Below are 23780 nucleotides of genomic sequence, written 5' to 3'. Positions count from 1 at the left end.
ATATCATTCCTCCTGGCCCGGATAGCCCATGAGCTGCCCTCAGTAGACGTAGCTCAAGCTTATGCCAATTGTACGCGGCCGGGTGACGGCGAGGCGGCGGGTGGCCGGCAGGTCGGCGGAAATGGCGACGGGCAGGCCGGTTTGACCGTAGCGCTTGAACAGGTTGTTGACGAAGAAAGCGGCGGTCCAGCGCTGGCCCTTGTTTTCCAGCGTGATGCGCAGATTGCTCAGGGCGTAGCCGCCGCGGCGGCGGAAGGGGCTGTCCGGTTCATACAGCGTGTCGGCGCTGCCGGAGTAGCTGGTGTCGATGCGGGCGCCGGCTTGCAGGCCGGTACGCAGCGGCCAAGTGTAATCGGCTGAAATGGAACCGCTCCAGCGCGGCACGTCGAGCAAGGCGTCGCCGCGCTGGGCGCCCGTGCCGGGAACGTCGTCGTCCAGCGTGGCGGAAGTGTAGTTGCCGGTGGCGCGCAAGGTCAGCTGCGTGGTGGGTCGGTAGGCGATTTCCAGCTCGCCGCCCTTGCTCTTGGCGGAGCCGAAGTTCACCGTGATATTGAAACCGCAATCGAGCACGATCTGCTGCTGCACCTTGTTCCAGTCGATGTAGTACAGCGAGCCATTGGCCGTCAGGCGCTGCTGCGGCCATTCCGATTTCAAGCCCAGCTCGTAATTCCACAAGGTGTCGGCGCCGAAGCGCACCAGGGCGCTGTCGCTCAGGCCCAGCCCAGCCACTTCCTTGCCGCAGACATTGGCGGGCGCCGGATTATTCGGCCCGCCCTGGCGGTAGCCTTTGGCCGCCGTGGCGTACAACAGCAGGTCGCGGTCGATCTGCCACGCGAGATTGAATTTGGGGTTGTAGCCTTTATCCCTGGCGTCGCTCACCACCGAACTGGGACCGCCGTTGAGGAAGCCGTCGCCCTGCTGTGCAAAGGTTTGGCTGATGCGGAAAGCGCGCAGGCCGACGCGCGCGGTCCAGGCGGGAAGGAAGCGGTAGGAGCCTTCGGCGAACCAGGCGCGCTCGCTCACCGTGGCCTGGCGCGCACCGTCGAAGAAGCTGCCGATATCGGTGCCGAAGGCTTCGTTGTAGCCCGGTGTGACGGGGATCGAGGACGCCAGCGGCGCGTTCACCTTGTGGTAGAAGGCTCCGGCGATCAGCTGGAATGGTCCGGCCCAGTCGGAGGCGTAACGCACTTCCTGCGTCCATTCGCGGTTGATGTAGCGGCCCGTCATCAGCAGCGGATAGACATAGGTTTGCGGGTCGGGACTGAGGAAGTAGTAGAAGACTTTGGAGGCATCCTCCGCTACCCGCACTTCGCGGTGGTAGTAGGAGCTGGTGGCCACCAGCTCGCCATTGGCAAAGCCCTTGCGCAGCGTGAGGTTGCCAAGGGTGGAGTCCTGCACGCTCGGTTCCGGCATCAGGCGGGTCTGAATCAGCGCGCCCTTCCCGCCAGGCGGCGCATCGATCTGGAACGGCGCGCCCAGGCGCATCTTCTGCTTGAACAGCGAAGCGGAAACATCGAGCTGATTGTCCAGCCGCAGCTTGAGCATGGCGCGGAAGCCGGTGGTCTTTTCGGTATTCACGTCCTCCAGCTTTTGTCCGCCGGGCGCGATGCCCAGATAATTGTTGGGATCGATGGGATAGCGGTCGATATAGCCCGCCTCGCGCCGGTAAAACACGGCCAGGCGGCCGGCCAGGCGGTTTTCGATCAGCGGCAGATTCAGCACCGCATTGCCTTCGCGGTTCCAGCCGCCATCCGTTTCCGACAAGGTCACGCTGGCTTTCGCGCCGGCACGCCGCATATCCGGCTGGCGCGTCACATAGCGCACCGTGCCGCCCATGGAGCTGGAGCCGTACAGCGTGCCTTGCGGCCCGCGCAGCACCTCGACCCGCGCCAGGTCGAACAGCGAGGGATCGATCAGGCCGCGCAGCGACAGCAGCGAAGCGTTGCTGGACGCGGAAATCGGGGTATCGTCCAGATAGTAGCCGACCGTGCCCGCCGTACCCGCCGTGGAGGAGATGCCCCGGATGATAAGGATGTTCTGTCCCGGTCCCGAGGACACCACGTTCAGCCCCGGCGCTTGACGCGCCACATCGGCCAAAGTCTGCGCGCCCATCTGCTCCAGCTGCGCGTCGCTCAACGCCGTCACGCTCAAGGGCGCCTGCTGCAGGGCCTCGCTGCGTTTCTGGGCGGTGATGACGACGGTGGAGAGGCTGTCGCCGGCCTGCTGGGAAAATGCCAGCGGCGGCAGGATGGCGAGACTGGCGAAGGCAAAACGCTGCATGGCATTCTCCCTGGGGCCGGCGCTGCGCCCGATGTCTATGGATGCGTGTTGAATACGGCCTTTCTGCTCTCTTCTATCAGCTTGGCCAACTGCCCGCTGTCGGCCAGCTGCTTGTAGCCGCGGTCGAACTTTTCCACCAGTTCCTGGGCATGCGGATGGCTGCGCCGGATCACCAGATACAGCGGCACCACGCGCAAGATCGTGGTCTGGGAAGTGATGCGGGCCTGCTCCTCCGGGCTGAAGTTAGTTTTTAACATAAACCGGCCCTCCTCTTCACCCATCGGGAATAGATCGATGCGCCCAACCAACAGCTTGCGCAGGTTGGAGAGGTCGTTGCTGGTCTCGTCGATCCGCAGCTTCTTGGCCGCCTGCAGGGCCGCCAGCTCGTCGGAATAGTAATTCCCCAGCGTGAAGCCAAGCCGGTAGTCGCGCACATCCTCCAGCGTTTTCCAGGGATAGCTCTCGCCGCGGCGGTGGAAGAACACCATGCGCATGGTGTAGATCGGCATGCTCGAATACAGCAGCTTGCGGTCGCGCTCCATGGTGTGGGTCCAGCCAAAGCTGCCGTCGTAAGGGCCGCTCATGGCGCCCAGGATGGCGCGGTTGTTCGGCACGAATTCCACCTTCGCATCCACGCCGGCGGTCTTGAAAGCTTCCGTCACCACGCGCGTGAGCCAGCCGCCGAACGGCAGGCGGGACGAGGCCATAGGCGGATACTCCTGCCCGGTCAGCAGGATGTGGTTGGGCGCCTCGGTCACGACCGGGGTCGCGTTCGCGCCCATTACAGCAGCCATGCACGCCAGAAGCAGCAGGGAAAAGCCTCTGGCGGCGGCGGCACGGGCTAAACTCATAACGGAAAGCGGAGTATGGATGGGGCAAACCGGCATGCATCGCCCTCAGGCTTTCAGCATGCGCTGAAAACCAGTCTACTCTAATCGCTGACTGTTGAATAGCAACAGGAGTTGCATGGATAGCATAAAGCAACAGAGTGCCTGCTTGCCGCCATCGCAGTCAGGGCTTGCCGAACTTCTCGGCAAGCACCCTGAGTATGACAAGGTAGGCAACGATAATCAGGAAATACACCGCCCCATGCGGGGCGGCATTTTTGATGAAGCCCTGCACCAGTCCAAGCAGGACCACGCCGAGAATATAAATGTAAATCTTTCGCATATTTTATCGCTGGCACCCACATGATTCGCCGCCATCGCCATTGGCAGCTTTCGCCGCGGCCTTGGCTCCCTGATACGCCGCCTGGGTCGCGGTGATGTCGCGGATACTGTTCTTGTGCTGCGAAATCCGGCCCGCGATTTTCGCCGCGCGGTTTGCGGTATTGGCGCTTTGCGAAGACAGCGCGCGGATCGCGTTACCGGACTTCCAGGCGGTTTTCCCGACATTCATCATACCCGGCGCCAGCGCGCCAACGGCGGCGGAAACGCCCACATCCCACCAATCGTAGTTGTCGATGTCAAAAATATCGCAACCGTCGCGGTAGTTTTTGTAAGCCTGTATCCCCAGCTCGAAACCCGCGCCGATCAGGCCACCCACGATGCCGAATTCGCCCGACGGGTCCACCTTGCTGATGGGATTTCCATACACATAAGCGTAGGTGTTGACGCCGCCGCCCAGGCCTATCGGGTCGCTTTGGATAAACCGCCCGGTGGCTGGCGAATAATAGCGCGCCCGGTAATAGTATAAGCCAGTGCCGTCATTCTCGCGGCCAGTGTACTGGAACGGGTTGCCATGCGCGGCATCGGCCTGCGTCTGCCCGTAGGGACCATACTGGTAGTCGACCACCTTGTTGCCCTGGCCGTCGGTAAGGCGGATGACCGAGCCGATGGCGTCGCTCAGATAGCTGGTAACGCGCGCGCTGGCGCCGCTGCCGCTGGTCTGCGCGAACACCTCGTCCACCCCGCCCAGAATATAGTTGGCCCGCACATTGGCGGGGATGCTGCCATCGGCATTGACCCCGTTCAGTTCCTGCACCACATTCAGGCCGTCATACAGGTAGCCGCTGCCCACGCCCGCCACCGTCTTGCTCTGGCGCCGGCCCAGCGCATCATAGCCGAAGCTGGCGATGACGGAACCGTCCAGCGCCTTGATCTGCACCAGCTGGTCGCGTGCATTCCAGACATAGCTCTGCGTGCCGTCACTCAGCAGATTGCCGTTGGCATCGTAGCTCAGTGCATGGCCATTGAAACTGGTCAGACGGTTGGCCGCATCCACGCTGGCCTCGCTCACCTCATCGGGCAGGAGCGTGCGCGCCAGGCTGCCGCCGCTGGCGGTCCGGCGGCCCGCCAGGTCGTAGCTGAAAGTGAGGTCGCCGAGCAAGCTGCCGTCAGCCTTGGTATAGCGGACCAGCGTCAGCTGGCCCGCATCGTCATAGGTGTTGGCGCGCACCACGCCATTCGGATACGTCACCTTGGTGCGCGCGTTATTGCGGTCGTACTCGAAATCGACGCGCTGCACGGCATTGTTGTTGGACGCGCCAGCCGCCTGTTCGATGCGGGTAAGGCGCCCGCCGGCATCATAGCTGTAGCTGATGGTGGGCTGGCCCGCCACCGTGGCCGATGTGCGGCGGCCATACGCGTCGTAAGCATAGCTGATGCGGCCCTTGGGCGTGACTTCCTCGAGCAAGTTATCGTAGCTATCGTAGCTGCGCGTGATGACGCCATTGGCGGAATCGGCGATGCGGGTCAGGCGATCGCCGGCGTCATAGGTATAGGCAATGCTGCTGCCGTCGGCAAAGCTGGCCGTCTTCATGCGGTTCTGGCCGTCGTAAGTGAAGCTGCTGACCTGCCCCTTGCGGTCGGTGAACTTGCTCAGATTATGGGCGGGATCGTATTCGAGAATCTCATTCCGGTTCAGCGGGTCGGTGGCGCTGGTCAAGGTATTGACCTTGCTGAAGCCAAACTGGTGCTGGTTCAGCTTGGCGTCGCGCAGCGAAGTGCTGTTGCCGTTGCCGTCAAAGCCCATATTGGTGCTCTGCTCGAGCGCATTGGTGATGCGGGTGACGCGGCCCAAGGCATCCTGTTCGAACACGATGCGGTTGCCAAGGGCGTCGGACACGTTCAGACGCCGTCCCAGCGTGTCGGTGGCCGAGGCGATGGCGCGGCCCAAGGGATCGGTCACGCTGGCCAGGTCGTAGCCGTCATACGCCAGACTGGTGGCCTTCCCTTCGCCGTTGCTGAACTCCACGGCCTGCCCCGCGCTGTTGTAGCTGGTGCGCGTGGTAATGCCGTTGGCGTCCTTCACCTCGGTCACGTTGCCGCGGCTATCGTAGGTCCAGCTGTTGCTGCGGCCGGCGCCGTCGGTCTGGCTCAGCAGCTGGCTGAAATCGCCGCTATACGTCATGGTCGACGTCACGGCGGCAGCGCTGCCGGCGAACAGGGTCTGGGTCAGCAGATTGCCTTTTTCATCATAGGTATAGGCGGTCTTGCGGCCCAATGCATCGGTGCGCGCGAGCAGCAGGTTGCTGAGCGGGTCGCGCTCATAGACTTCGATCTGCTGCTCCGGCAGGCCAAGGGCCGTGGTAATGCGCAGCGGATAGCCGGCCGCATTGAACTCGATGCGTTTGACAATGCCGCGCTCATTGGTCACATCGGTCTGCGTGACCTTGCTGGCCGCATTCAAGGTATAGCTGAACAGATTGGTGCTGCCGTCGGCATAGGTCTGCTTGCTGACGCGGTTATTTGCGTCATACACATTGGTCACCATCAGGTTGCCGCGCTTATCCTGCACCGTCAGCATATTGTGGGCCGCGTCATAGGTGAACAGCTCCGTATTGCCCAGCGGGTCGGTTACCTTGGCCAGCCGTCCGGCGGCGTCGTATTCATAGCCCACGGTGCGCCCTGCGTTATCGCTGGCCTGGGTGATGCGGTTCTTGGCATCGTAGACGAAGTCGATATAGCGGCCGCTGGGCGACGCAATGCGCGTCAGGTTATTGCTGGTGCGGGTGAATGTCAGCGTATTGCCATAGCGGTCCGACAGCGAGGTGGCGGCCGCCGCGCGCGCCACGGTCGAATTCATCGATTCGGGGAAGCAGATGGCTTCACCGTCTTTCAGCTTCAGCTCCCAGTAGCAACTGCCGCCCTTGTGGCGCAGGACCGAACCGTAGTAGCGCGTGGTGGAGGCGGTGTGCAGGTAGACGGCGTCGGTATAGCCGGTGCCAGCGGAGATGCGCTTGTAGCGCAGGCGGCCGCCATCGGGCAGGATCAGCTCCTGGTAAGTCCAGGGGCTGGTGTCGCCCACCAGGAAGTAGTCGTACTGCAGATTAGTGCCGACGCCGAAGCCGCGCGAAGCCGGATCGCGCGGACGGTAGCTGCGCGTCACGCGCATCGGAATCACATCGTCCACCGCCAGGTCGGTGGCATTGTTCAAGAACAGGCCGGTGGCGCAGTCGACCGGATCGCCGGCGCAGCCGGAGGGCTGGGCCGGCTGGTTGCCGTCGCTATTGCAGTCGCCGCTGCCGCCGCCACCGCAGCCGCCGGGTGGCGGACCTTCCGGCGGGCCGTTGCTTGGCACGGAAATCATGGCGCCGGTAAACTCGTAAATCTTCACGTCGGCATCGGGAATGGCTTGCTTGCCGTCCGGGCTGATGGTGCCCTGGCCGTACACATACCAGCCCTTGCCGCGCGCGTCGTAGTTCCAGAAGTCGACGCGGCTGCCGGGTGCGGCGCCGCTGAAGTTCGGGTAGACCAGGCGCGCGCCCTGCTGGCTGCGGGTATTGGTGCTGGTGATCGAGGCGCCGCCCGGCTGCACCGTGAAGTAGACCGGCACGCCGACGTTCGGCAGCGGGAAGGGCGGACGGTCCACCGGAATGGCCGTCATATTCAGTTCGGTGACGATCTTGCCGCTGCGGTCGCGGATCACGCTGCCGGCCGGGATGCGCAGCTCCAGGCCGGGAATGCGGGGCGAGGTCAGCACCACTTCCTTGTCGTTGGGCGAGGCGATGGCGACGTTGCCGGCCGGGTCGAGGCGGCTGCTCCAGATGGTGTAATCGAGGGCCGTGGTCTTCCCGGCATGCACGTCGACGCGCACCTGGTAGTAGCCGTAGCGCGTGGCTTCCTTATCGGCGGCGAAACCGTCGATGCTCAGCACCTGCACGCCGGCCGGGATGCCGCGCAGCAGGAAGCGGCCGGTGTCGTCGCTCAGCACCGTTTGCTCGCCGATCTGCAGGCGCACATTGCGCAGGCCGCGGCCATGCATGGTCAGCACTTGGCCGGCCAACGCCGTTTCGCCGGGCGGCGCCTGCAGCGGCGGCAGTTTCTGCAGCGGACTCTCGCCCCGCTTGGCGCGCCAATCACCTTTCAGGGCGGTGGCGTCGGGCTGCCAGACTTCACTCTGCATCACGCTGTCCGCCGCAGCCATGGCCTGCTTTTCCAGCGCGCCGTACTGCCTGGCGCCCCCCGGCTGCAGGGCCGCATCGGCGGCGGCACCGCTGCCACTGCCGCCCGCGCCGTTACCGGTCCGGCTGGCATCCTGGTTGATGCCCGACGCGGGCGGCAGCGAGACCGGCGCGGCGTCCCTCCCGCCGGCGGCGGCGTTCGCGCCAGCCGGCGCGGTCAGACGCGCCGTGCTGAAACCGAGCGAGGTAAAGCCCAGCGGCACGCCGCTGCGGCTGCGCGCGCCGTCCACAAACAGGGTGTAGCGGCTGTCCGGCAGCAAGTCCGCCGCCGGCTTGATGAAGGCCAGCAAGCCCTGCTCCACCGGCACCACTTTCAGCGGCACCGTGCCGTGCGGGCCAAGCAACGTGACGCTGGCGCCGTTCAGCGAGCGCACATCCATGGCCTGGTTGAAGCGCAGGACGAAGGGCTGATCCACCGGCGCCGCATTGGATTCGGCCTCCGGACGGCTGCCCGCCAGCGCCAGCGGCGCGGGCGCCGCCAGCTGCGCCGCCAATTCATCCAATCCGGCCGCGCTGACGCTGCTAAAGCGCTGGCTGCCCGGGTCATACAGCTCGCCGCTGTCGACGCTGCGCTTCTCGCCATCGCTGCCGGACCACAGCAGCACCTCGGCGGTGGGCAGCAAGGCCGCCAGGTGGTGCAGGCGGGCGCTTTCCAGCTTGGGATTGAAGCGCTCGACCTGGTGCGTGAGCGGGTCGTAGATTTCCGCTTCATAGACCAGCCGGCCGCGCGCGTCGGCGCCGCCGGCAATCAGCAGGCGGCCGTCGGTCAGCACGGTGGCGCTATGGCCGCTGCGCGCGATCAGCGGCAGCGGCGGCAAGGCCTGGGAACGGCCTTGGGCGGGGTCCAGCTGTTCGGCCGCCGCCACCACATTGCCGTTGCTGTCCACACCGCCCAGCACCAGCACGCTGCCATCGGGCAGCAGGGTCGCGCTGTGACCGCGCCGCGCCTGGAGCAGCGCGCCTGGCAGTTTTTCTTTCTTGCCGCTGGCCGCATCCAGCAGTTCGATGCCGGCGACGGCTTCCTGGTCCACGCCCTGCCCGCCCAGCAGCAGCCAGCGTCCGTCCGGCAGCTGGGTGACGCTTTGGCCCGGACGGGCCAGCGGCGCCGGCGCGGCCAGCTTCTGCAAGCCCGGACGCGGCGCGTCGGCGGCAGGATTTTGCGCCCCGGCCGGCGCGGCCAGCAGCACGGGCAACAGCAAGGCAGGCAGCCAGCGCAGGTGGCGGCTCATCACGTGACGTTCAGACATTGCGGCATTCCCTCGTACAGTCATGGTTCTGTCTCTCATGAATTCGAACGGCCGGCATCACTTCAACTGGATATCGACCTGGCCGGTGGTGGCAGCAGAAGGATTGATGAAAACGGTATAGGTTCCGGCCACGGGCAAGGCCGGCAGGTTCAGCGCCCCGGTGGTGCTGACGCTGGTGCTGGTCAAGCTGCCGCCATCGGGCTTGTAGACATAGATGCTGGCCGAGGACGCGAAAGTGCCGCCGCTAAATTGCAGCGATCCGGTCTGCCCTGCCGTACCGGCGAAGGTAAAGCGCCCATTCTGGCCGGCGCGGCTGCTGGCGAAGCGCACGGCCGCACCGCCCTGCACCAGGGTGCCCGGCACATCGGCCGACAAGCTGACCGTCACCTTCGCCGTGGCCGTGGTGGGCGGCTGCACGTGCAGGGTATAGGTGCCGCCGACCGGCAAGGCTGGCAGATCGTTGCTGTTGTTATTGCTCCAGCTGTCGCTGAACAATTGGCTGCCGTCCGGTTTCAGCACGCGGTAGTTGATGGACTGGTTGGCCGGGACGGTGGCGTGGCCGGTATAGCCCAGGCCCAGGCGCTGGCCGGCCGCGCCATCGAAGCTCAGCACCGCTTTCTGGTGCAGCTGCAGGTCGAGCGCCACCGGCGCGCCGTCGATGGCGATGGCCGCCGCGTTGTCGGCCGGCACGGCGCGCAGCTGCACATTGGCCTGGCCGACCGAAGCGCCGGCAGGGTCGATAAACACGGTATACGTTCCTGCCACCGGCAAGGCAGGGAAATCCAGTTCCGTGCTGCTGCTGGAGCTGGTCGCAACCAGGTTGCTGCCGTCCGGCTTATACACATAGATGCCGGCGCCGCCCGGGAAAGTGCCGCCGGAATACGTCAGCCACAGGTGCTGGCCGACATCGCCGCTGAAGCTGTAGCGCGCGTTCTGGCCCGGCCGCGTGCTGAGGAACTGCAACGGCGCCGCGCCCGGCGTCAGCACGCCGGCGGCATCGGCCGACAGCGTCACCGTGGCCTTCACCGCGCTGTTCAGCGCAGCGCCGTAGACGATCAGCTTATAGGCGCCGCCGACCGGCAAGGCGGGCCAATTATTGCTGTTGTTCGAGCTCCAGCTGTCGCTGAACAGCTGGGCGCCATCCGGTTTGAAGACGGTGAAGTAGACCGATTGGCTGGCCGGCACAGTGCTCAAGCCCGTGTAGCCCGCCCCTAAGCGCTGGCCCGCGTTTCCATTAAAACTCAGCACGGCGCGCTGGTGGACGGACAGATCGAGTGCAAGCGGCGTTCCATCGATGGCCAGCGCCGCCTCGAAATCGGCCGGAACGCTTTTCAACTGCACGTCGACCTTGCCCACGGTGACGCCGCTCGGGTCGAGGAAGATGCTGTACACGCCATCGGCCGGCAGCGCTGGAATATCGAAGTACGAGGTCGAATTGCTGGCCGAAGTGCTGGCCAGCGAGCTGCCGTCCGGTTTCAGTATGCTGACGCTGATGCCGGCCGTCAGCGCGCCATTCGAGAAGGTCAGCCAGTACTTCTTGCCGGCCGTGCCGTTGAAGGTGAAGCGGCCGTTCTGGCCCACGCGGCTGGTATTGAAGGTCAGCGCCGGGCCGTCGGCCTCCAGCGCGCCCGGCAAGTCGGCCGAGAGACCCACCGTCACTTTGAAGGAAGCCGCGATATTGTTGGTGTAGACGGCGATCTTGTATGCGCCGCTGACCGGCAGGATGGGCAGGTTGTTGCTATTGTTCCCGCTCCAGCTATCGCTGAACAACTGGCTGCCATCCGGCTTGTACACGGTGTAGTAGATGCTCTGGCTGGCCGGCACGGTCGCCATATTGGTGTAGCCCAGGCCTAGGCGCTGGCCCGCCACGCCGTCGAAACTCAGCATGGCGCGCTGGTGGACGGCCATATCGAGCGCCACCGGGCTTCCATCGATAGCAATCGGGATCAGCTGGTCGGCCGGCACACCTTTCAGCTGCACATCGACCTTGCCAGTGGTGATCCCGCTCGGGTCGATGAAGACCGTGTAGGTGCCCGCCACCGGCAAGGCGGGAATATCCAGATTGTTGACCGAAGTGGAGACCGAGGTCGAGACCAGCGCGCTGCCATCGGGTTTCAGCACGCCGACACTGACGCTGGACGGGAAATTACCGTTGGCCAGCGTCAGCCACAGCTTCTGCCCTGCCTCGCCGCTGAAGGTGAAGCGGCCGTTCTGCCCCACGCGCGCCGTCATGAAGGTGAGCGGCGCGGCATCGACGGTCAGCACGCCGGCGATATCGGCCGATGCCGTCAGCACCAGGCTGGCGGAAGCGGCGATATTCGATGGCGCGATGCTGATCTTGTATTCGCCCGCCACCGGTAGCACCGGCAGGTTGTTGCTATTGCTGTTGCTCCAGCTATCGCTGAACAATTGGCTGCCATCCGGCTTCAGCACGGCGTAGGTAATGCTTTGGCTGGCCGGGACGGTCGCCACATTGGTATAGCCCAGGCCCAGGCGCTGGCCCACCGCGCCGGTGAAGCTGATCACGGCTTTCTGGTGGATGGCCAGGTCAAGCGGCAGCGACGCGCCGTTGATCTCGATCGCGCCGGTCTTGTCGGCCGGGACATTCTTCAGCTGGATATCCACCTTGCCGGTGACGATGCCGCTTGGATCGACCAGAATGGTGTACGTCCCGGCCACGGGCAGCGCCGGAATATCGAAGTTCACCACGGACTTGCTGACCGAGCTCGAAGTCAGCGAGGTACCATCCGGTTTCAGCACGCTCACGTTGACGCCGGAAGCGAAACTGCCATTGGATAGCGTCACCCACAGCTTCTGGCCCACGCTGCCGGCGAAGGTGTAGCGGCCGTTCTGGCCCACACGGTCGCTATTGTGCGTGACGGTGGGGCCGTCGGCTTCCAGCGCGGCCGCGATATCGGCCGACAAGGTCAGCGTGGTTTTCAGCGAGGCGCTGACATTATTGCTGTACACGGCGATCTTGTACTCTCCGGCCACCGGCAAGGCTGGCAGATTATTGCTGTTGTTGGTGGTCCAGCTGTCGCTGGACAACTGCGTGCCGTCCGGCTTGTAGACGGTGTAGTAGATACTCTGGTTGACCGGCACCGTCGCAACGCCGGTATAGCCCAGGCCAAGGCGCTGGCCGGCCGCGCCGGTGAAGCTGATCAAAGCCTTTTGATGGACGGCCAAGTCCAGCGCCAGCGACGCGCCGTCGATCTCGATTGTTCCGGTGCGGTCGGCAGGCACGCCTTTCAGTTGGAGATCCACCTTGCCGGTGATGATGCCGGCCGGGTCGATGAAGACCGTGTAGGTGCCCGCCACCGGCAAGGCAGGAATATCCAGGTCGACCGAGGATTTGGCGACCGAACCGGAAACCAGCGAGCTGCCGTCCGGTTTCAGCACGCTCACGTTGACGCTGGAGGCGAAACTGCCGTTGGAGAAGGTCAGCCAGAATTTCTGTCCGGCCGTGCCGCTGAAGGTGTAGCGGCCATTCTGGCCGACGCGGTCGCTATTGTGCGTGACTGTGGCGCCATCGGCTTCCAGCACGCCGGCGATATCGGCCGACAGTGTCAGCGTGGTATTCAGCGCAGCGCTGATATTGTTGCTGTAGACGGCGATCTTATAGTCGCCCGTGACGGGCAAGGCTGGCAGATTATTGCTGTTGTTCGCGCTCCAGCTATCGCTGAACAACTGCGTGCCGTCCGGCTTGTAGACGGTGTAATAGATGCTCTGGTTGGCCGGCAGCGTCGAGACGCCGGTATAACCCAGGCCGAGACGCTGGCCCGCCGTGCCGCTGAAAGTGATCGCGGCCCGCTGGTGGACGGCCAGTTCCAGCGGCAGCGCCGCGCCATTGATCTCGATGGTTCCGGTCTTATCGGCCGGTACGGATTTGAGCTGGATATCGACCTTACCGACAGTCAGGCCGCTCGGGTCGATCAGCACCGTGTAGGTGCCGGCCACCGGCAAGGCCTGGATATCCAGATTGCTGACGCCCGTGCTGACCGAACTCGAATCCAGGGCGCTGCCGTCCGGTTTCAGCACGCGCACGCTGGCGCCCGAGGCGAAGGCCGCGTTGGAGAAGGTCAGCCAGAATTTCTGGCCCGCCGTGCCGCTGAAGGTATAGCGGCCGTTCTGCCCGACGCGGCTGGTGTTGAAGGTCAGCGCCGGGCCATCGGCCGCCAATTGGCCGGTCAGGTCGGAAGACGCGAGCAGCTGCAGGCTGGCGCTGGCGATGCCGCTCGGATCGACCTGCAGGGCATAGTTGCCGTTCACGGGCAGCAGCGGCAGCGTATTGCTGTTGCTATTGCTCCAGCTGTCGCTGAACAGCTGCGTGCCATCCGGATTGAAGACGCGGTAGTAGATGCTCTGGCTGGCCGGCACCGTCGCCACATTCAGGTAGCCCAGGCCAATGCCCTGCCCCGCGCGGCCGCTGAAGGTGTAGCGGCCGTTCTGGCCCGGCGTCAGCGTTACCGGCAGCGCGTCGCCGTCCAGCACCAGCGTGCCGCGCGCTTCGGGTTTCAGTTGCAGATCGATCCTGCCCTTGTCGGTGGCGCCAGGGCTGAGGATGAGCGTATAGGTGCCGCCAGCCGGCAGCGCCGGCAAATCGACGGCGCTGGCCGCGCTCAAGCCGGCCGAATGGAAGCTTGCGCCGTCGTTGCGGTAGGCCGTGATATTCACACTGCTGGCGAAATTGCCGCCGGAGGACACCAGGGTAAGCAGATCGCGCGGCGTGCCGTCGAACAGCAGCAAGGCTTTCTTGCCCGGATTGACGATGTTCACGGGCTGCGGCGGCGCGCCCACTTGCAGGCGGCCGGTGTATTCGATGTCGGCCACGTTCACGCCGGTCGGCACGGCATAGAAGTCGTCGCTGCTGATTCCCCGCCCATTCGCCGTGGTCACGGCTATCTTGCCCGAAGCGCCCGCGCCGGGCGCCGTGGCCACCAGCTTGTCCACGGCGGCGCTGCTGACATTGCCCAGCATATTGCCGAAGCTGGCCTTGTTGCCGGCGCGGTCGGCGGCGAAATTGCTGCCGTTGATGGTCACGGCCGTGCCGCGCGTGCCGATGTTGGGCGTGAAGGAAGTGATGACGGGCGCCAGCTGGTTGCCGATCTTGAAGTCCTGCACGCTGCTGACCGCGCCGTTGGCGTTGCTGACGCTGATCTTGCCGCTGGTGGCGCCGGCCGGCACCGTCACGGACAATTCGGTCTTGCTGGCGCTGACTACCTGGGCCTGGGCGCCGTTGAAGCGCACCGTGTTGGCGGCCGGGCTGGGATCGAAGCCGCTGCCGTAAATCCGCACCGCGATGCCGGCGCCGCCCGAATTGGGCGAGAACTCGGTGATGGCCAGCGTGGCTTCGCTCAGTTTTTTGACGCTGGCGATATTGCCCACCGCGTCGTAGCGGTATTCGACGCTGGCGCCGTCGGGGGCGACAACCTGCACCAGCCGTCCGGTTTCGTCATAAACGTAGCGGACCTCGCCGGCCGCCGCCATGCCGCCGGCCGCGCAGATGGCCAGCGCCGCCAGCAAGGTGCGCATCGTTCTTTGCGCGCTGAAAAGGACACCACTCCAATCCGATCGAAACCGCATTGCCGCCACCCCTTCGCAATAAAACTGGCCAAAAACCAATCAACGGGAAAAATAGGGCAATTTCCCCAGGGAAATTATGAACTTGACATAGCTTTGCATGGACTTCGCGGCACGATCAAGCGAAAACTTGTTACAGAGCCAACTGCATGGTAAACGCACAACATTACGAAAAAAACATAGTTTTCGTGAGAAATGGAGAGCATGTTTTACGCCAAGCTGGTGTAGAAACACTGTTGAGCTGCATCCGAGAGCGGCGGGAACGAGGGAGAAATGCAGCAAAAGATCTGGCACCGTCTGCGCCGCAACTTGCGCATGCTAAGCCTCGCTGGCCTCGTGGCCGCCGGCAGCGCCATGCCGGCCCTGCTGGCCGGCGAGGGCGGCACGCATCCGAGCGGCCTGCCGCCCTTGTCCGCGGCAAGCTCCGACAATCCGGCCCGCATCGCGCTCGGCAAGACCCTGTTCTACGACAAGCGCCTGAGCGGCAATGGACAGATCAGCTGCGCCAGCTGCCACCAGCCCGAACGCGCTTTCAGCGATGGCGAGGCGCTGGCCAAGGGCATCGGCGGCAGGAACGGCACGCGCAATGCGCCGAGCCTTCTGAACGCCGCCTACAACGCCAGCCAGTTCTGGGAAGGACGCCAGCCCACGCTGGAAGCGCAGGCGCTCGATCCCTTTACCAATGCGCGCGAGCACGGGCTGGCCAGCGAGGACGCCCTGCTGGCCATCGTGCGCGCCGATCCAGCCTACCTGGCCCAGTTCCGCCTGGCCTTCGGCGCCGCGCCGCAGTCCATCACGGCCGGGCAGATCGGACAGGCCATCGCCAGTTTCGAACGCACCCTGATCGCCGGCAATTCGCCCTTCGACCGCTACTACTATCGCGGCGAGCAGGCCGCGCTGAACGCGTCGGCGCGGCGCGGCCTGGCCTTGTTCCAGGGCGCGGCCAAATGCACCAGTTGCCACCGCATCGAGCGCGATAGCGCGCTATTCAGCGACGATGATTTCCATAGCCTGAGCGTGGGCTTGCAGCGCATCGCGCCGCAACTGCCGGCGCTGACCACGCGCCTGGTGCGCCTGCGCGCCCAAGCCGAAAAACTGGGCGACCATGTGTTGAGCGAGGAAGATGTGGCGGAGCTGGGCCGTTTTGCGCTGACGCTGAAACCGGCCGACATCGGCAAGTTCCGCACGCCCAGCCTGCGCAATGTGGCCCTGACCGCGCCGTATATGCACGACGGCAGCGTCGCCACGCTGGAAGAAGCGGTCGAACTGGAGATTTATTACCGCAGCGCGGAAGCCGGCTATCCCCTGATCCTGACTCCGGCGGAGAAACAGGATCTGGTGGCATTCCTCAAGGCCTTGAACAGCCCCGAGGCCAGCCGGCCGCCCGCGCACTGGCGCTAAGCCAGGGGGCTTATGCCGCCAGCGCGGCGGCCGGGCCGAAGAACTCGTAATGCGTCTGGTTTTCCGGCACGCCCAGCTCGCGCAGCGACTTCTTCACCACCTGCATGAAGGGCAGCGGGCCAAGGAAGTAGGCGTCGATGTCGCGCGTTTCCGGCAGCCAGGCGGCCAGGCGTTCGCTGTCCAGCAGGCCGACGGCGTCCGGCCGGGCGTGGCCGTCGCGCGCTTCGGCGTAGCAGTAATAGCGGCGCAGCTGCGGATACTCTTCGGCCAGCTGGTCCACCGCATCGCGGAAGGCGTGCACGCCGCCATGGCGCGCGGCGTGGATGAAGTGGACTTCGCGGCCGCTGCGCAGAGCGCTGGTCAGCATGGCCAGGGTCGGCGTGATGCCGACGCCGCCGCTGATCAGGGCCAACGGTCTTTCGCCGCTGCGCAGGGTGAAGGCGCCCGAGGGCGGGAACAGGTCCAGCACGTCGCCCGGCTGCAGCTGCCCATGCAGCCATTCCGACACCTTGCCGCCCGGCTCGCGCTTGACGCTGATGCGGTAGTCCACGCCATTGCTCTCGGCCGACAGCGAATATTGGCGGCGCATTTCGGCGCCATCGATTTCCACGCGCAGGCCGATGTACTGGCCCGGCTCGAAATGCAGCACCGGCTTGCCATCGGCGGGCTTCAGCAGGAAGGAGGTGATTTCCTCGCTTTCGCAAGTGCGCTCGGCCAGGATGAAGGTGCGCGCGCCGCTCCAGCCGCCCGGCGCGGCTGCCTTGTCCTCGTAGCTGCGGCCCTCCGCGTCGATCAGGATGGCGGCCAACTGGCCGTAGGCGGCGGCCCAGGCGCTCAACACCTCGTCCGTCGCCACCTGCGGGCCCAGCACTTCGCTGATGGCTTTCAGCAGGCTGGCGCCCACCATCGGGTAATGCTCCTGGTGGATTTGCAGCGCCACGTGCTTGTTGACGATGGTGGCGACCAGCGGCCCCAGTGCTTCCAGCTTCTCGATATGGCGGGCATACATCAGCACCGCGCCAGCCAGCGCGCGCTGCTGGTTGCCGCTGTGCTGGTGCGACTGGTTGAACAGCGGCGCGACCTGCGGGAAATCGCGGAACAGCACCTGGTAGAAATGGCGGGTCAGGGCTTCGCCACCCTCTTCCAGAATCGGCACGGTGGCGGAAATGATGGCTTTTTGTTCATTGGACAGCATGGTTAATCGCTCCTTTTTTAAACATGCATTTATTGTGCATGTTTTAAACCAGTGGCGTCAAGCGCTGTTTCAACCGGACGCAAGGCGGCCGGGCCTCAGGCGGCCTTGTCGCCGGTCTTCTTGTCCTTGCCGATGAACTTGACCGGCTGCGCCTTGCCGGCGCCGCGCGGCTTGGGCAGCAGGTCGGCCAGGGTGACGCCATCCAGCACCTGCAGGAAGGATTCGGTGGCCTGCCCCAGCTTGAATTTCAGGAAGCAGGCGCCGTCCAGGGTGCAGCTATTGTGGTCGCCGTCGAAGCACTCGGCGATGAAAAAATCGGTTTCGCTGTCGCGCACCACTTCGCCGATATTGATCTCTTCCGGCTCGCGGTTCAGGCGCAGGCCGCCATTGCGGCCGCGCACCGTTTCCACCAGGCCCGCCACCCCGAGCTGGTGAATCACCTTGGTCAGGTGGTTTTTCGAAATGGCGTGCAGGTCGGCGATGTCCTGGATCGTCACCAGACGGTCCCGGTTCATGGCCAGGAACATCAGGGAGCGCAGCGTGTAATCGGTAAAAGTAGTGAGTCGCATGTGAAGGCGTGATGCATGCCAAATCCGGCATTGTAAGTATATGTTAAACCATTCCGGCCGCCGCAGGTTAGCTCTTACAATCTTGCTAAAATAGCGCTCTTTGCCAAACAAGAAACAGCATGAAAATACTGCTCGTCGAGGACGATCTGGGGCTGGGCAACGGCATCCGCAACGCGCTGGCGGAACAGGACATGGATATTGTCTGGGTACGCTCGCGGCAGGACGCCCGCCAGCAGTTGGCCGCCCACGGTTTCGGCCTGCTGCTGCTCGACCTGGCCCTGCCCGACGGCGACGGCCTTGGCCTGTTGCGCGAACTGCGCGGCGCGCAGAATACGTTGCCGGTGCTGATCCTGACCGCGCGCGACGCCCTGCACGACCGCCTGGTCGGCCTCGATAGCGGCGCCGACGATTATCTGGTCAAGCCCTTTGCGCTGGCCGAGCTGCAATCGCGCATCCGCGCGCTGGCGCGCCGCAGCTATGGCGCGAGCAGCGATAGCCTGACCCTGCGCGGCCTGCATATCAATCTGTCCTCGCATCGCGTGACGATGGAGGGCAAGGATCTGGACCTGTCGCGCAGCGAGTACGTGCTGCTGGCGGTGCTGGCCCGTCGCTGCGACCGCGTGCTCACGCGCAGCACGCTGGAGCAGGAGCTGCACCAAGCCGGTTCGGCCAGCGACAGCAATGTGCTGGACGTGCATATCTCGAATCTGCGGCGCAAGCTGGGCAGCGGCTTTATCCGCACCGTGCGCGGCATCGGCTATGTGGTGGACCGCGAACCGCTGCCAGCCTCCGGGCAGAGGCCCGCGTGAAAACGCGCTGGCGCCGCCTGTGGCAGCCTTCGCTGGCGCGGCGCATGTTGCTGGCGCAACTGGGATTGCTCTCCCTTCTCTGGCTGGCGCTGTGCGGCTACGCCATTTACGACACCGTGCGCCAGAACGAAGACCTGGGCTTCGACCAGCGCTACGAACTGGCGCTGGCGGCGGCGCGCAACCTGTCCGGCGATCCGGCGCGCCAGCGCGATATGCTGCAGCATATCGACCGCATCAACCGTGGCGATGGCGTGCAGGAAGCCAATCCAAGCTGGCAGTTGCTGATGGAAGTCTGGCAGGACGGGCGCATGGTGTACGCCTCGCCGGAGCTGAATCAGCCCATCCGCGGCGCCCGGCTTGGCGTGACGCAGCAGGTGCAGACCGGCCAGCGCAAATGGCTGGCGCGCACCCTTGCCTCGCCGGATGGCCGTTTCGTGGTCACGCTGGCGCAGCCGGCCGACCTGACCGGCATCTATCTCTCCCATAGCGGCTTCCTGCTGCTGCCATTGCTGGTCTGCCTGCCCTTCATGCTGCTGCCGGCCTGGATTTCGGTGCGGCTGGCGCTGCGGCCCTGGCGCAGGGTCAGCGCCGAAATCGCCGAACGCGGGCCACACGACCTGGCGCCGCTGGACTACCGGCCGCCGCACCGCGAGCTGCATCCGCTGGTGGACAATATCAACCGTCTGCTGGGTCGCGTGCGCGAGAGCGCGCGCCGCGAACGCGATTTCATCGCCGACGCGGCGCATGAAATCCGCACGCCGCTGGCCGCCATGCAGGTGAATATCGAAGCCGCCATCCAGCGCACGCCGGACACGCATCTGCGCGCCCTGCTCGACGGCAGCCTGCTGGGCGTGCAGCGCGCCAGCCATCTGGTGCACCAGCTGCTCGCCCTGATGCGCAGCGAAGCCGGCGGCGGCGCCCGGCCGCAACATTCCCTGCCCTTGCACACGCTGCTGCAGGAATGCTGCGCCATGCTGGCGCCGCTGGCCTGCCAGCGCGGCGTCGAACTGGAACTGCAGGCCGATGGCGATGCGATCATCAGCGGCGATACCGAGGGCATGCTCTCGCTGTTCGAAAACCTCATCAACAACGCCATCAAATACAGCCCGGATGGCGGCCTGGTGCGCATCGCCGTGCAAAGCGATGGCGGCCAGGCCGTCATCACCGTCAGCGATGAAGGACCGGGCGTAGCGCCGGAACTCTATGAACGCCTGTGCGAACGCTTCTTCCGCGTGCCCGGCCAGCGCCAGGGCGGCAGCGGCCTGGGACTGGCCATCGTCGCGGTCACCGTGGCCCGCCATGAGGGCCGCCTGCGCTTCGGCCCCGCCAACGGCGGTGGCCTGCAAGTGACGACCACGCTGCCGCTGGCGGCTTAAACCCGGCGTCTACTTCACGGCGCGGGCGAAGAACAGCCGGGTTTTCTCACGCACCAGGCGCAGCGCGTCCTCGCCCCGAACCGAAAAGAACATCTCTGGGTCCAGCCCCTTCTTGACGGGATTATTACGGTTGTACTGCTCCACATAGAATTTCACGTCGGAGAAGTCGCCATGGCCGAAACCAGCCAAGACCTCGGAGCTGCCCACATTCCTTTGCAGCTTCATGATGGCGAGATAGCTCGGGTCCGCCGGTGCGGGCATTGGTGCGCGGAGCAGTCGGGCCAAGATCAAAATCCATGCCTTGCATCGTTTCCTTGCTCGCATACTCGGCGCGCGGCTGACTGCTGCCGACGGCAACCGGATACCAGATTTTCAGTTCCACCTCGCGCCGGTCCTGCGGATTGCTGGAATAGGTGTCGCCGCGCCGCGGATCGCTCAACGCAAAACCGGCTTTGGCGACGCAGCGCCCGCCGGTCGGTTCCAGCATCCGGTAGGTTTCGCTGGATGCGGCAGGCAGGCCGCATAGGCTGGCGTAGCTGAGCTCCGGCGGCAGGGTTTCCATAACGCCCGCTATCGCTGCTGCCGCCGCAGCCGGCCAGCGCGGCCAGCAGCAGGGCCGCAAACAGCGGCTTGTTGGTCAAAAAGGTCTTCATGGCGCTCTCTTTCATGGCGAGGCAAGACGCGCCGGCCCCCATGGCAGGCAAGCTTGCCTCACCCTTCAGCGTAAAAACCGGCCGCCACGCCAGATAAAGATTGGATGAAGCTTTCTTGAACGTTGTTTTAAGTTCTCCGCCCTTGCCGGCGCGCGCCACTGCGGCCTGACTCCTGCCGCCATTTCTTTGGCTCCTGGGGCCAATGCGTAACGGTCTGACAAGCTTCTGTTTCGAATTAATATCGATTCACAGACGTGTTGTCGCATTGTTATCAACCGATATAAATAGAAGACTGGGACGCCCATGGAAAGCGCGATACAGCAAACGGCACTCGATGTGCAAGCCACCCTGGCCGGCAAACAGGTTTTCCTGACCGGCGCCACCGGCTTTCTCGCCAAGGTCGTGCTGGAAAAGCTGATACGCGCCGTACCCGACATCGGCGGCATCACCCTGCTGATCCGCGCCGGCCGCGACGACACCGGCGCGCGCGCCCGCTTCCAGCTGGAGATCGCCACCTCCTCGGTATTCGACAAGCTGCGCGCCGAGCGCCCGCGTTTTCTGGAGACCTTTTTCGCCGAGAAGATCCACTGCATCACGGGCGAAATCACGGAACCGGCCTTTGGGCTGCCGCTGGCGCGCTTTGCCGAACTGGCGCGCAATACCGACCTGATTATCAACGCCGCCGCCAGCGTGAACTTCCGCGAGGCGCTGGACGAAGCCCTGGCCATCAATGCCCACAGCGTGCAGAATGTTGCGGCGCTGGCGCGCACGGCCAACGCGCCGCTGGTGCAGGTTTCCACCTGCTATGTGAACGGCTTTAACAAAGGCGAGATGCGCGAAGAGATGGTGCACCCGGCGCGCGCCGCCATCGCCCGCCACCGCCAAGGCTACTACGACCTGGGCGGCCTGCTGGCGCATCTGCAGCGCCGCATCGACCAAGCACGCAAGAGCGGCGCCGAACCGGCCGAACTGGCGCGCCGCCTGACCGCCATCGGCATCGAGGAAGCCAATTACTTCGGCTGGAACGACACCTATACCTTCACCAAGTGGATGGGCGAGCAGTTGGCCGCCGAAGCCATGCACGGCCGCGCGCTGAGCATCGTGCGCCCCTCCATCATCGAAAGCACCTTGCAGGAACCGGCCGCCGGCTGGATCGAGGGCGTGAAGGTGGCCGACGCCATCATCCTTGCCTACGCGCGCGGCAAGACCAGCTTTTTCCCAGCCAAACCGGAAGAAATCGTCGACATCATCCCGGCCGACCTGGTGGCCAACAGCATCGTGCTGGCCGGCGTGGAGGCGCTCAGCGACGCGCCGGCCCACCGCATCTACCAGGCCTGCTCCGGTTCCGGCAATCCGGTCCGGCTGGGCAAAGTGATCGAGCTGATACAGAACGAATCGCGGCGCAACTGGCGCAACTACGAACGCCTGTTCTTCAAGGCGCCGCGCCACCGCTTCCGCGTGGTGGGCCGTCCCGTCTTCCTGCTGATGCTGCGCGCCATGGCGGCTGGACTGGCCCTGCGCAGCGGCTTGCGTCAACTGCTCGGCCTGGGCGAATCGCCCGCCCTGGAAGCGCTGCGCACCACGCAGACCTTGGCCCAGACCTTCTCCTTCTATACCGCACCGCAGTACCGCTTCCACAACGACGGCCTGCTGGCGCTGTCGCAGCGTTTCAGCGCGCAGGATGAACTGGACTTCCCGGTCGACCCGCGCCTGATCGACTGGCGCGATTACCTGTGCCGTATCCATATGGGCGGCTTGAACCGCTACGCCCTGCGCGCCCGCCCCGCCGGCCAGCGCCCGCCGCCGGGCGAAAAGCATGCGATGACGCGGCGCGACTATGCCTGGCACCGCATGGATACGGAAAAGAACCTGATGGTCATCAACAGCATTCTGCTGTTCGAAGGCCCGGTCGATATGCAGCGCCTGACGGCCACCATCGCCTACCGCCTGCCCAACTATCCGCGCTTCACACAGAAGGTGAAACGCCGCCTCGGACTGGCGCAATGGGTGGAGGACGAGCATTTCGACATCCACCAGCATATCCGCCTGGAACGCACGGAGAAGGAAGTCGGCCTGGCCGAACTGCAAAGCCGCATGACCGAGCTGGCGCACCAGCCGCTGGAAGAGGACCGCCCGCTGTGGCATATGACGGTGATCGACCAGGCTGGCGGTGGTCATGCCATCGTCTTCCGCGTCCACCACTGCATCACCGACGGCCTGGGACTGGTGCATGTGCTGAACCACCTGACCGACGACAACGGCCTGCACGGCAAGACGCCTTCCCTGGTCGGCCACCCGCACCGCGCGCTCGAAGCCGAGGGCGCGTATGCTCCCACGCTGGCGCGCGCCAAGTCCAGCCTGAAGATCGCCGCCCATATCGGCCGCCTCGGCATGCTCTGGCCCGATCTGCGCACCCGCCTCAAGGCGCCGCTCAGCGGCCGAAAACAGCTGGTCTGGCTGCCGCCGCTGGATCTGCGGGAAGTACGCATCGCCTCCAAGCGCATGGGCGCCACGCTGAACGATATCTGGGTGGCCGCCGTTTCCGGCGCGCTGCGCCAATATCTGCAAGAGCGCGGCCAGGACGCCGACAGCCGCGCCCTGCGCGCCGCCGTCACTTTCAATCTGCGCGAAAAGGCCAACGCCTTCCAGCTGGGGAACGAGTTCGGCCTGGTCGCCGTCGACCTGCCCACCGATCTGGATGATCCTTGCGAACGTCTGCGCCGCGCCAGCGCGCGCATGACGGCCATCAAGCGTTCGCACCAGCCACGCGCCACCATGGCCTTCCTTTCGCTGGCGGGCTGCCTGCCCACTGCCTTGCAGCACTTCGCCCTGAACCTGTTCACGTCCAAAGGCTCGGTGGTGCTGACCAATATCGAAGGCCCGGGCAGCCGGCGCTATCTGGCCGGCTCGCGCATGACGGACCTGATTTGCTGGGTGCCGCAGGCGGGACGCATCGGCGTCGGCCTGGCTTTCATCTCCTACGCCGGACAAATCCAGCTGGCCCTGTTCGTCGACACGCAGTTGGTGCCCGATCCGGAGCGCCTGATGGAACTCACCCGGCAAGCCTTCGCCGAGCTCGATCTGGCGACGCGCGACGCGGTGGAGGACGAGGAAGGCATCGGCACGCCACTGGCATCGGCTGGTTAAAGCGCCGCCTGCGCTAAAGACAACAGGTCCGTCCGCCTGCGCGCACCGCAGATTTGCCGCGCTTGCCTATGACGGGGAAAATGCGCTAGGCTGGTTGTGATGCGTATCCCTCCACAGCC

General features: G+C 64.9%; 13 protein-coding genes. 4 read left to right on the top strand and 9 right to left on the bottom strand.

Going from position 1 to position 23780, the window contains the following annotated elements; all coding sequences use genetic code 11:
* Window positions 1–39 precede the first annotated feature (39 nt).
* The 5 genes from FHS03_RS22270 to FHS03_RS22250 all read right to left on the bottom strand — a co-directional run bounded on the left by FHS03_RS22270 (window position 40) and on the right by FHS03_RS22250 (window position 14463).
* Window positions 40–2280 (bottom strand): TonB-dependent receptor, encoded by a 2241-nt coding sequence (locus FHS03_RS22270; protein ID WP_183443127.1) that lies wholly within the window; start codon window positions 2278–2280, stop codon window positions 40–42.
* Window positions 2281–2315: 35 nt separating this feature from the next.
* Window positions 2316–3062 (bottom strand): substrate-binding periplasmic protein, encoded by a 747-nt coding sequence (locus tag FHS03_RS22265; protein ID WP_183443126.1) that lies wholly within the window; start codon window positions 3060–3062, stop codon window positions 2316–2318.
* A 229-nt stretch (window positions 3063–3291) separates the two neighbouring features.
* The gene (locus FHS03_RS22260) at window positions 3292–3450 is read right to left on the bottom strand and encodes a hypothetical protein (RefSeq protein WP_183443125.1); all 159 of its coding nucleotides are present in this window, start codon (window positions 3448–3450) and stop codon (window positions 3292–3294) included.
* Window positions 3451–3453: 3 nt separating this feature from the next.
* A complete protein-coding gene (locus FHS03_RS22255; RefSeq protein ID WP_183443124.1) occupies window positions 3454–8931 on the bottom strand; it encodes an RHS repeat-associated core domain-containing protein in 5478 nt (1825 codons plus the stop codon).
* Between the two features lie 57 nt (window positions 8932–8988).
* Complete coding sequence (locus FHS03_RS22250; RefSeq protein ID WP_183443123.1) at window positions 8989–14463, bottom strand: pre-peptidase C-terminal domain-containing protein; 5475 nt, start codon at window positions 14461–14463, stop codon at window positions 8989–8991.
* A gap of 321 nt (window positions 14464–14784) precedes the next feature.
* Between FHS03_RS22250 and FHS03_RS22245 the strand changes: the two genes are divergently transcribed.
* Entirely contained in the window at window positions 14785–15912 is a 1128-nt protein-coding gene (locus FHS03_RS22245; protein WP_183443122.1) for a cytochrome-c peroxidase, read from the top strand.
* A 10-nt stretch (window positions 15913–15922) separates the two neighbouring features.
* On the opposite strand, the gene hmpA is transcribed toward FHS03_RS22245, so the two are convergent.
* Together hmpA and FHS03_RS22235 are read right to left on the bottom strand one after the other, a co-directional pair.
* On the bottom strand, window positions 15923–17107 hold the full coding sequence (gene hmpA / locus FHS03_RS22240) for an NO-inducible flavohemoprotein (protein ID WP_183443121.1): 1185 nt from the start codon (window positions 17105–17107) through the stop codon (window positions 15923–15925).
* Window positions 17108–17202: 95 nt separating this feature from the next.
* Window positions 17203–17676 (bottom strand): RrF2 family transcriptional regulator, encoded by a 474-nt coding sequence (locus FHS03_RS22235; protein WP_183443120.1) that lies wholly within the window; start codon window positions 17674–17676, stop codon window positions 17203–17205.
* A 119-nt stretch (window positions 17677–17795) separates the two neighbouring features.
* On the opposite strand from FHS03_RS22235, the gene FHS03_RS22230 reads away from it, so the two are divergent.
* Together FHS03_RS22230 and FHS03_RS28555 are read left to right on the top strand one after the other, a co-directional pair.
* Window positions 17796–18485 (top strand): response regulator, encoded by a 690-nt coding sequence (locus tag FHS03_RS22230; RefSeq protein ID WP_183443119.1) that lies wholly within the window; start codon window positions 17796–17798, stop codon window positions 18483–18485.
* Window positions 18482–19861 (top strand): sensor histidine kinase, encoded by a 1380-nt coding sequence (locus FHS03_RS28555; RefSeq protein ID WP_183443118.1) that lies wholly within the window; start codon window positions 18482–18484, stop codon window positions 19859–19861. Before FHS03_RS22230 ends, FHS03_RS28555 begins: the two co-directional genes overlap by 4 nt.
* A 9-nt stretch (window positions 19862–19870) precedes the next feature.
* Here FHS03_RS28555 and FHS03_RS22220 read toward each other — a convergent pair whose 3' ends face one another.
* Entirely contained in the window at window positions 19871–20146 is a 276-nt protein-coding gene (locus FHS03_RS22220) for a hypothetical protein (protein WP_183443117.1), read from the bottom strand.
* Window positions 20147–20148: 2 nt separating this feature from the next.
* Complete coding sequence (locus FHS03_RS22215) at window positions 20149–20673, bottom strand: hypothetical protein (RefSeq protein ID WP_183443116.1); 525 nt, start codon at window positions 20671–20673, stop codon at window positions 20149–20151.
* A gap of 144 nt (window positions 20674–20817) precedes the next feature.
* On the opposite strand from FHS03_RS22215, the gene FHS03_RS28255 reads away from it, so the two are divergent.
* A complete protein-coding gene (locus FHS03_RS28255) occupies window positions 20818–23661 on the top strand; it encodes a wax ester/triacylglycerol synthase family O-acyltransferase (RefSeq protein ID WP_229426342.1) in 2844 nt (947 codons plus the stop codon).
* Window positions 23662–23780 lie beyond the last annotated feature (119 nt).

It is taken from the genome of Pseudoduganella violacea, assembly GCF_014191875.1.
Lineage (GTDB): Bacteria > Pseudomonadota > Gammaproteobacteria > Burkholderiales > Burkholderiaceae_D > Rugamonas > Rugamonas violacea_A.
The sequence above is the reverse complement of the archived record's forward strand: the minus strand, read 5'-3'. Positions and strand labels throughout refer to the sequence as shown.

What these genes read in the sequence shown, in the direction of transcription:
- FHS03_RS28255 (WP_229426342.1), top strand. Translation starts at nt 20,818, where the DNA reads ATGGAAAGCGCGATACAGCAAACGGCACTCGATGTGCAAGCCACCCTG.
- FHS03_RS22245 (WP_183443122.1), top strand. Translation starts at nt 14,785, where the DNA reads ATGCAGCAAAAGATCTGGCACCGTCTGCGCCGCAACTTGCGCATGCTA.
- hmpA (WP_183443121.1), bottom strand. Translation starts at nt 17,107, where the DNA reads ATGCTGTCCAATGAACAAAAAGCCATCATTTCCGCCACCGTGCCGATT.
- FHS03_RS22270 (WP_183443127.1), bottom strand. Translation starts at nt 2,280, where the DNA reads ATGCAGCGTTTTGCCTTCGCCAGTCTCGCCATCCTGCCGCCGCTGGCA.
- FHS03_RS22260 (WP_183443125.1), bottom strand. Translation starts at nt 3,450, where the DNA reads ATGCGAAAGATTTACATTTATATTCTCGGCGTGGTCCTGCTTGGACTG.
- FHS03_RS22265 (WP_183443126.1), bottom strand. Translation starts at nt 3,062, where the DNA reads ATGGGCGCGAACGCGACCCCGGTCGTGACCGAGGCGCCCAACCACATC.
- FHS03_RS22235 (WP_183443120.1), bottom strand. Translation starts at nt 17,676, where the DNA reads ATGCGACTCACTACTTTTACCGATTACACGCTGCGCTCCCTGATGTTC.
- FHS03_RS22255 (WP_183443124.1), bottom strand. Translation starts at nt 8,931, where the DNA reads ATGTCTGAACGTCACGTGATGAGCCGCCACCTGCGCTGGCTGCCTGCC.
- FHS03_RS22230 (WP_183443119.1), top strand. Translation starts at nt 17,796, where the DNA reads ATGAAAATACTGCTCGTCGAGGACGATCTGGGGCTGGGCAACGGCATC.
- FHS03_RS22250 (WP_183443123.1), bottom strand. Translation starts at nt 14,463, where the DNA reads ATGCGCACCTTGCTGGCGGCGCTGGCCATCTGCGCGGCCGGCGGCATG.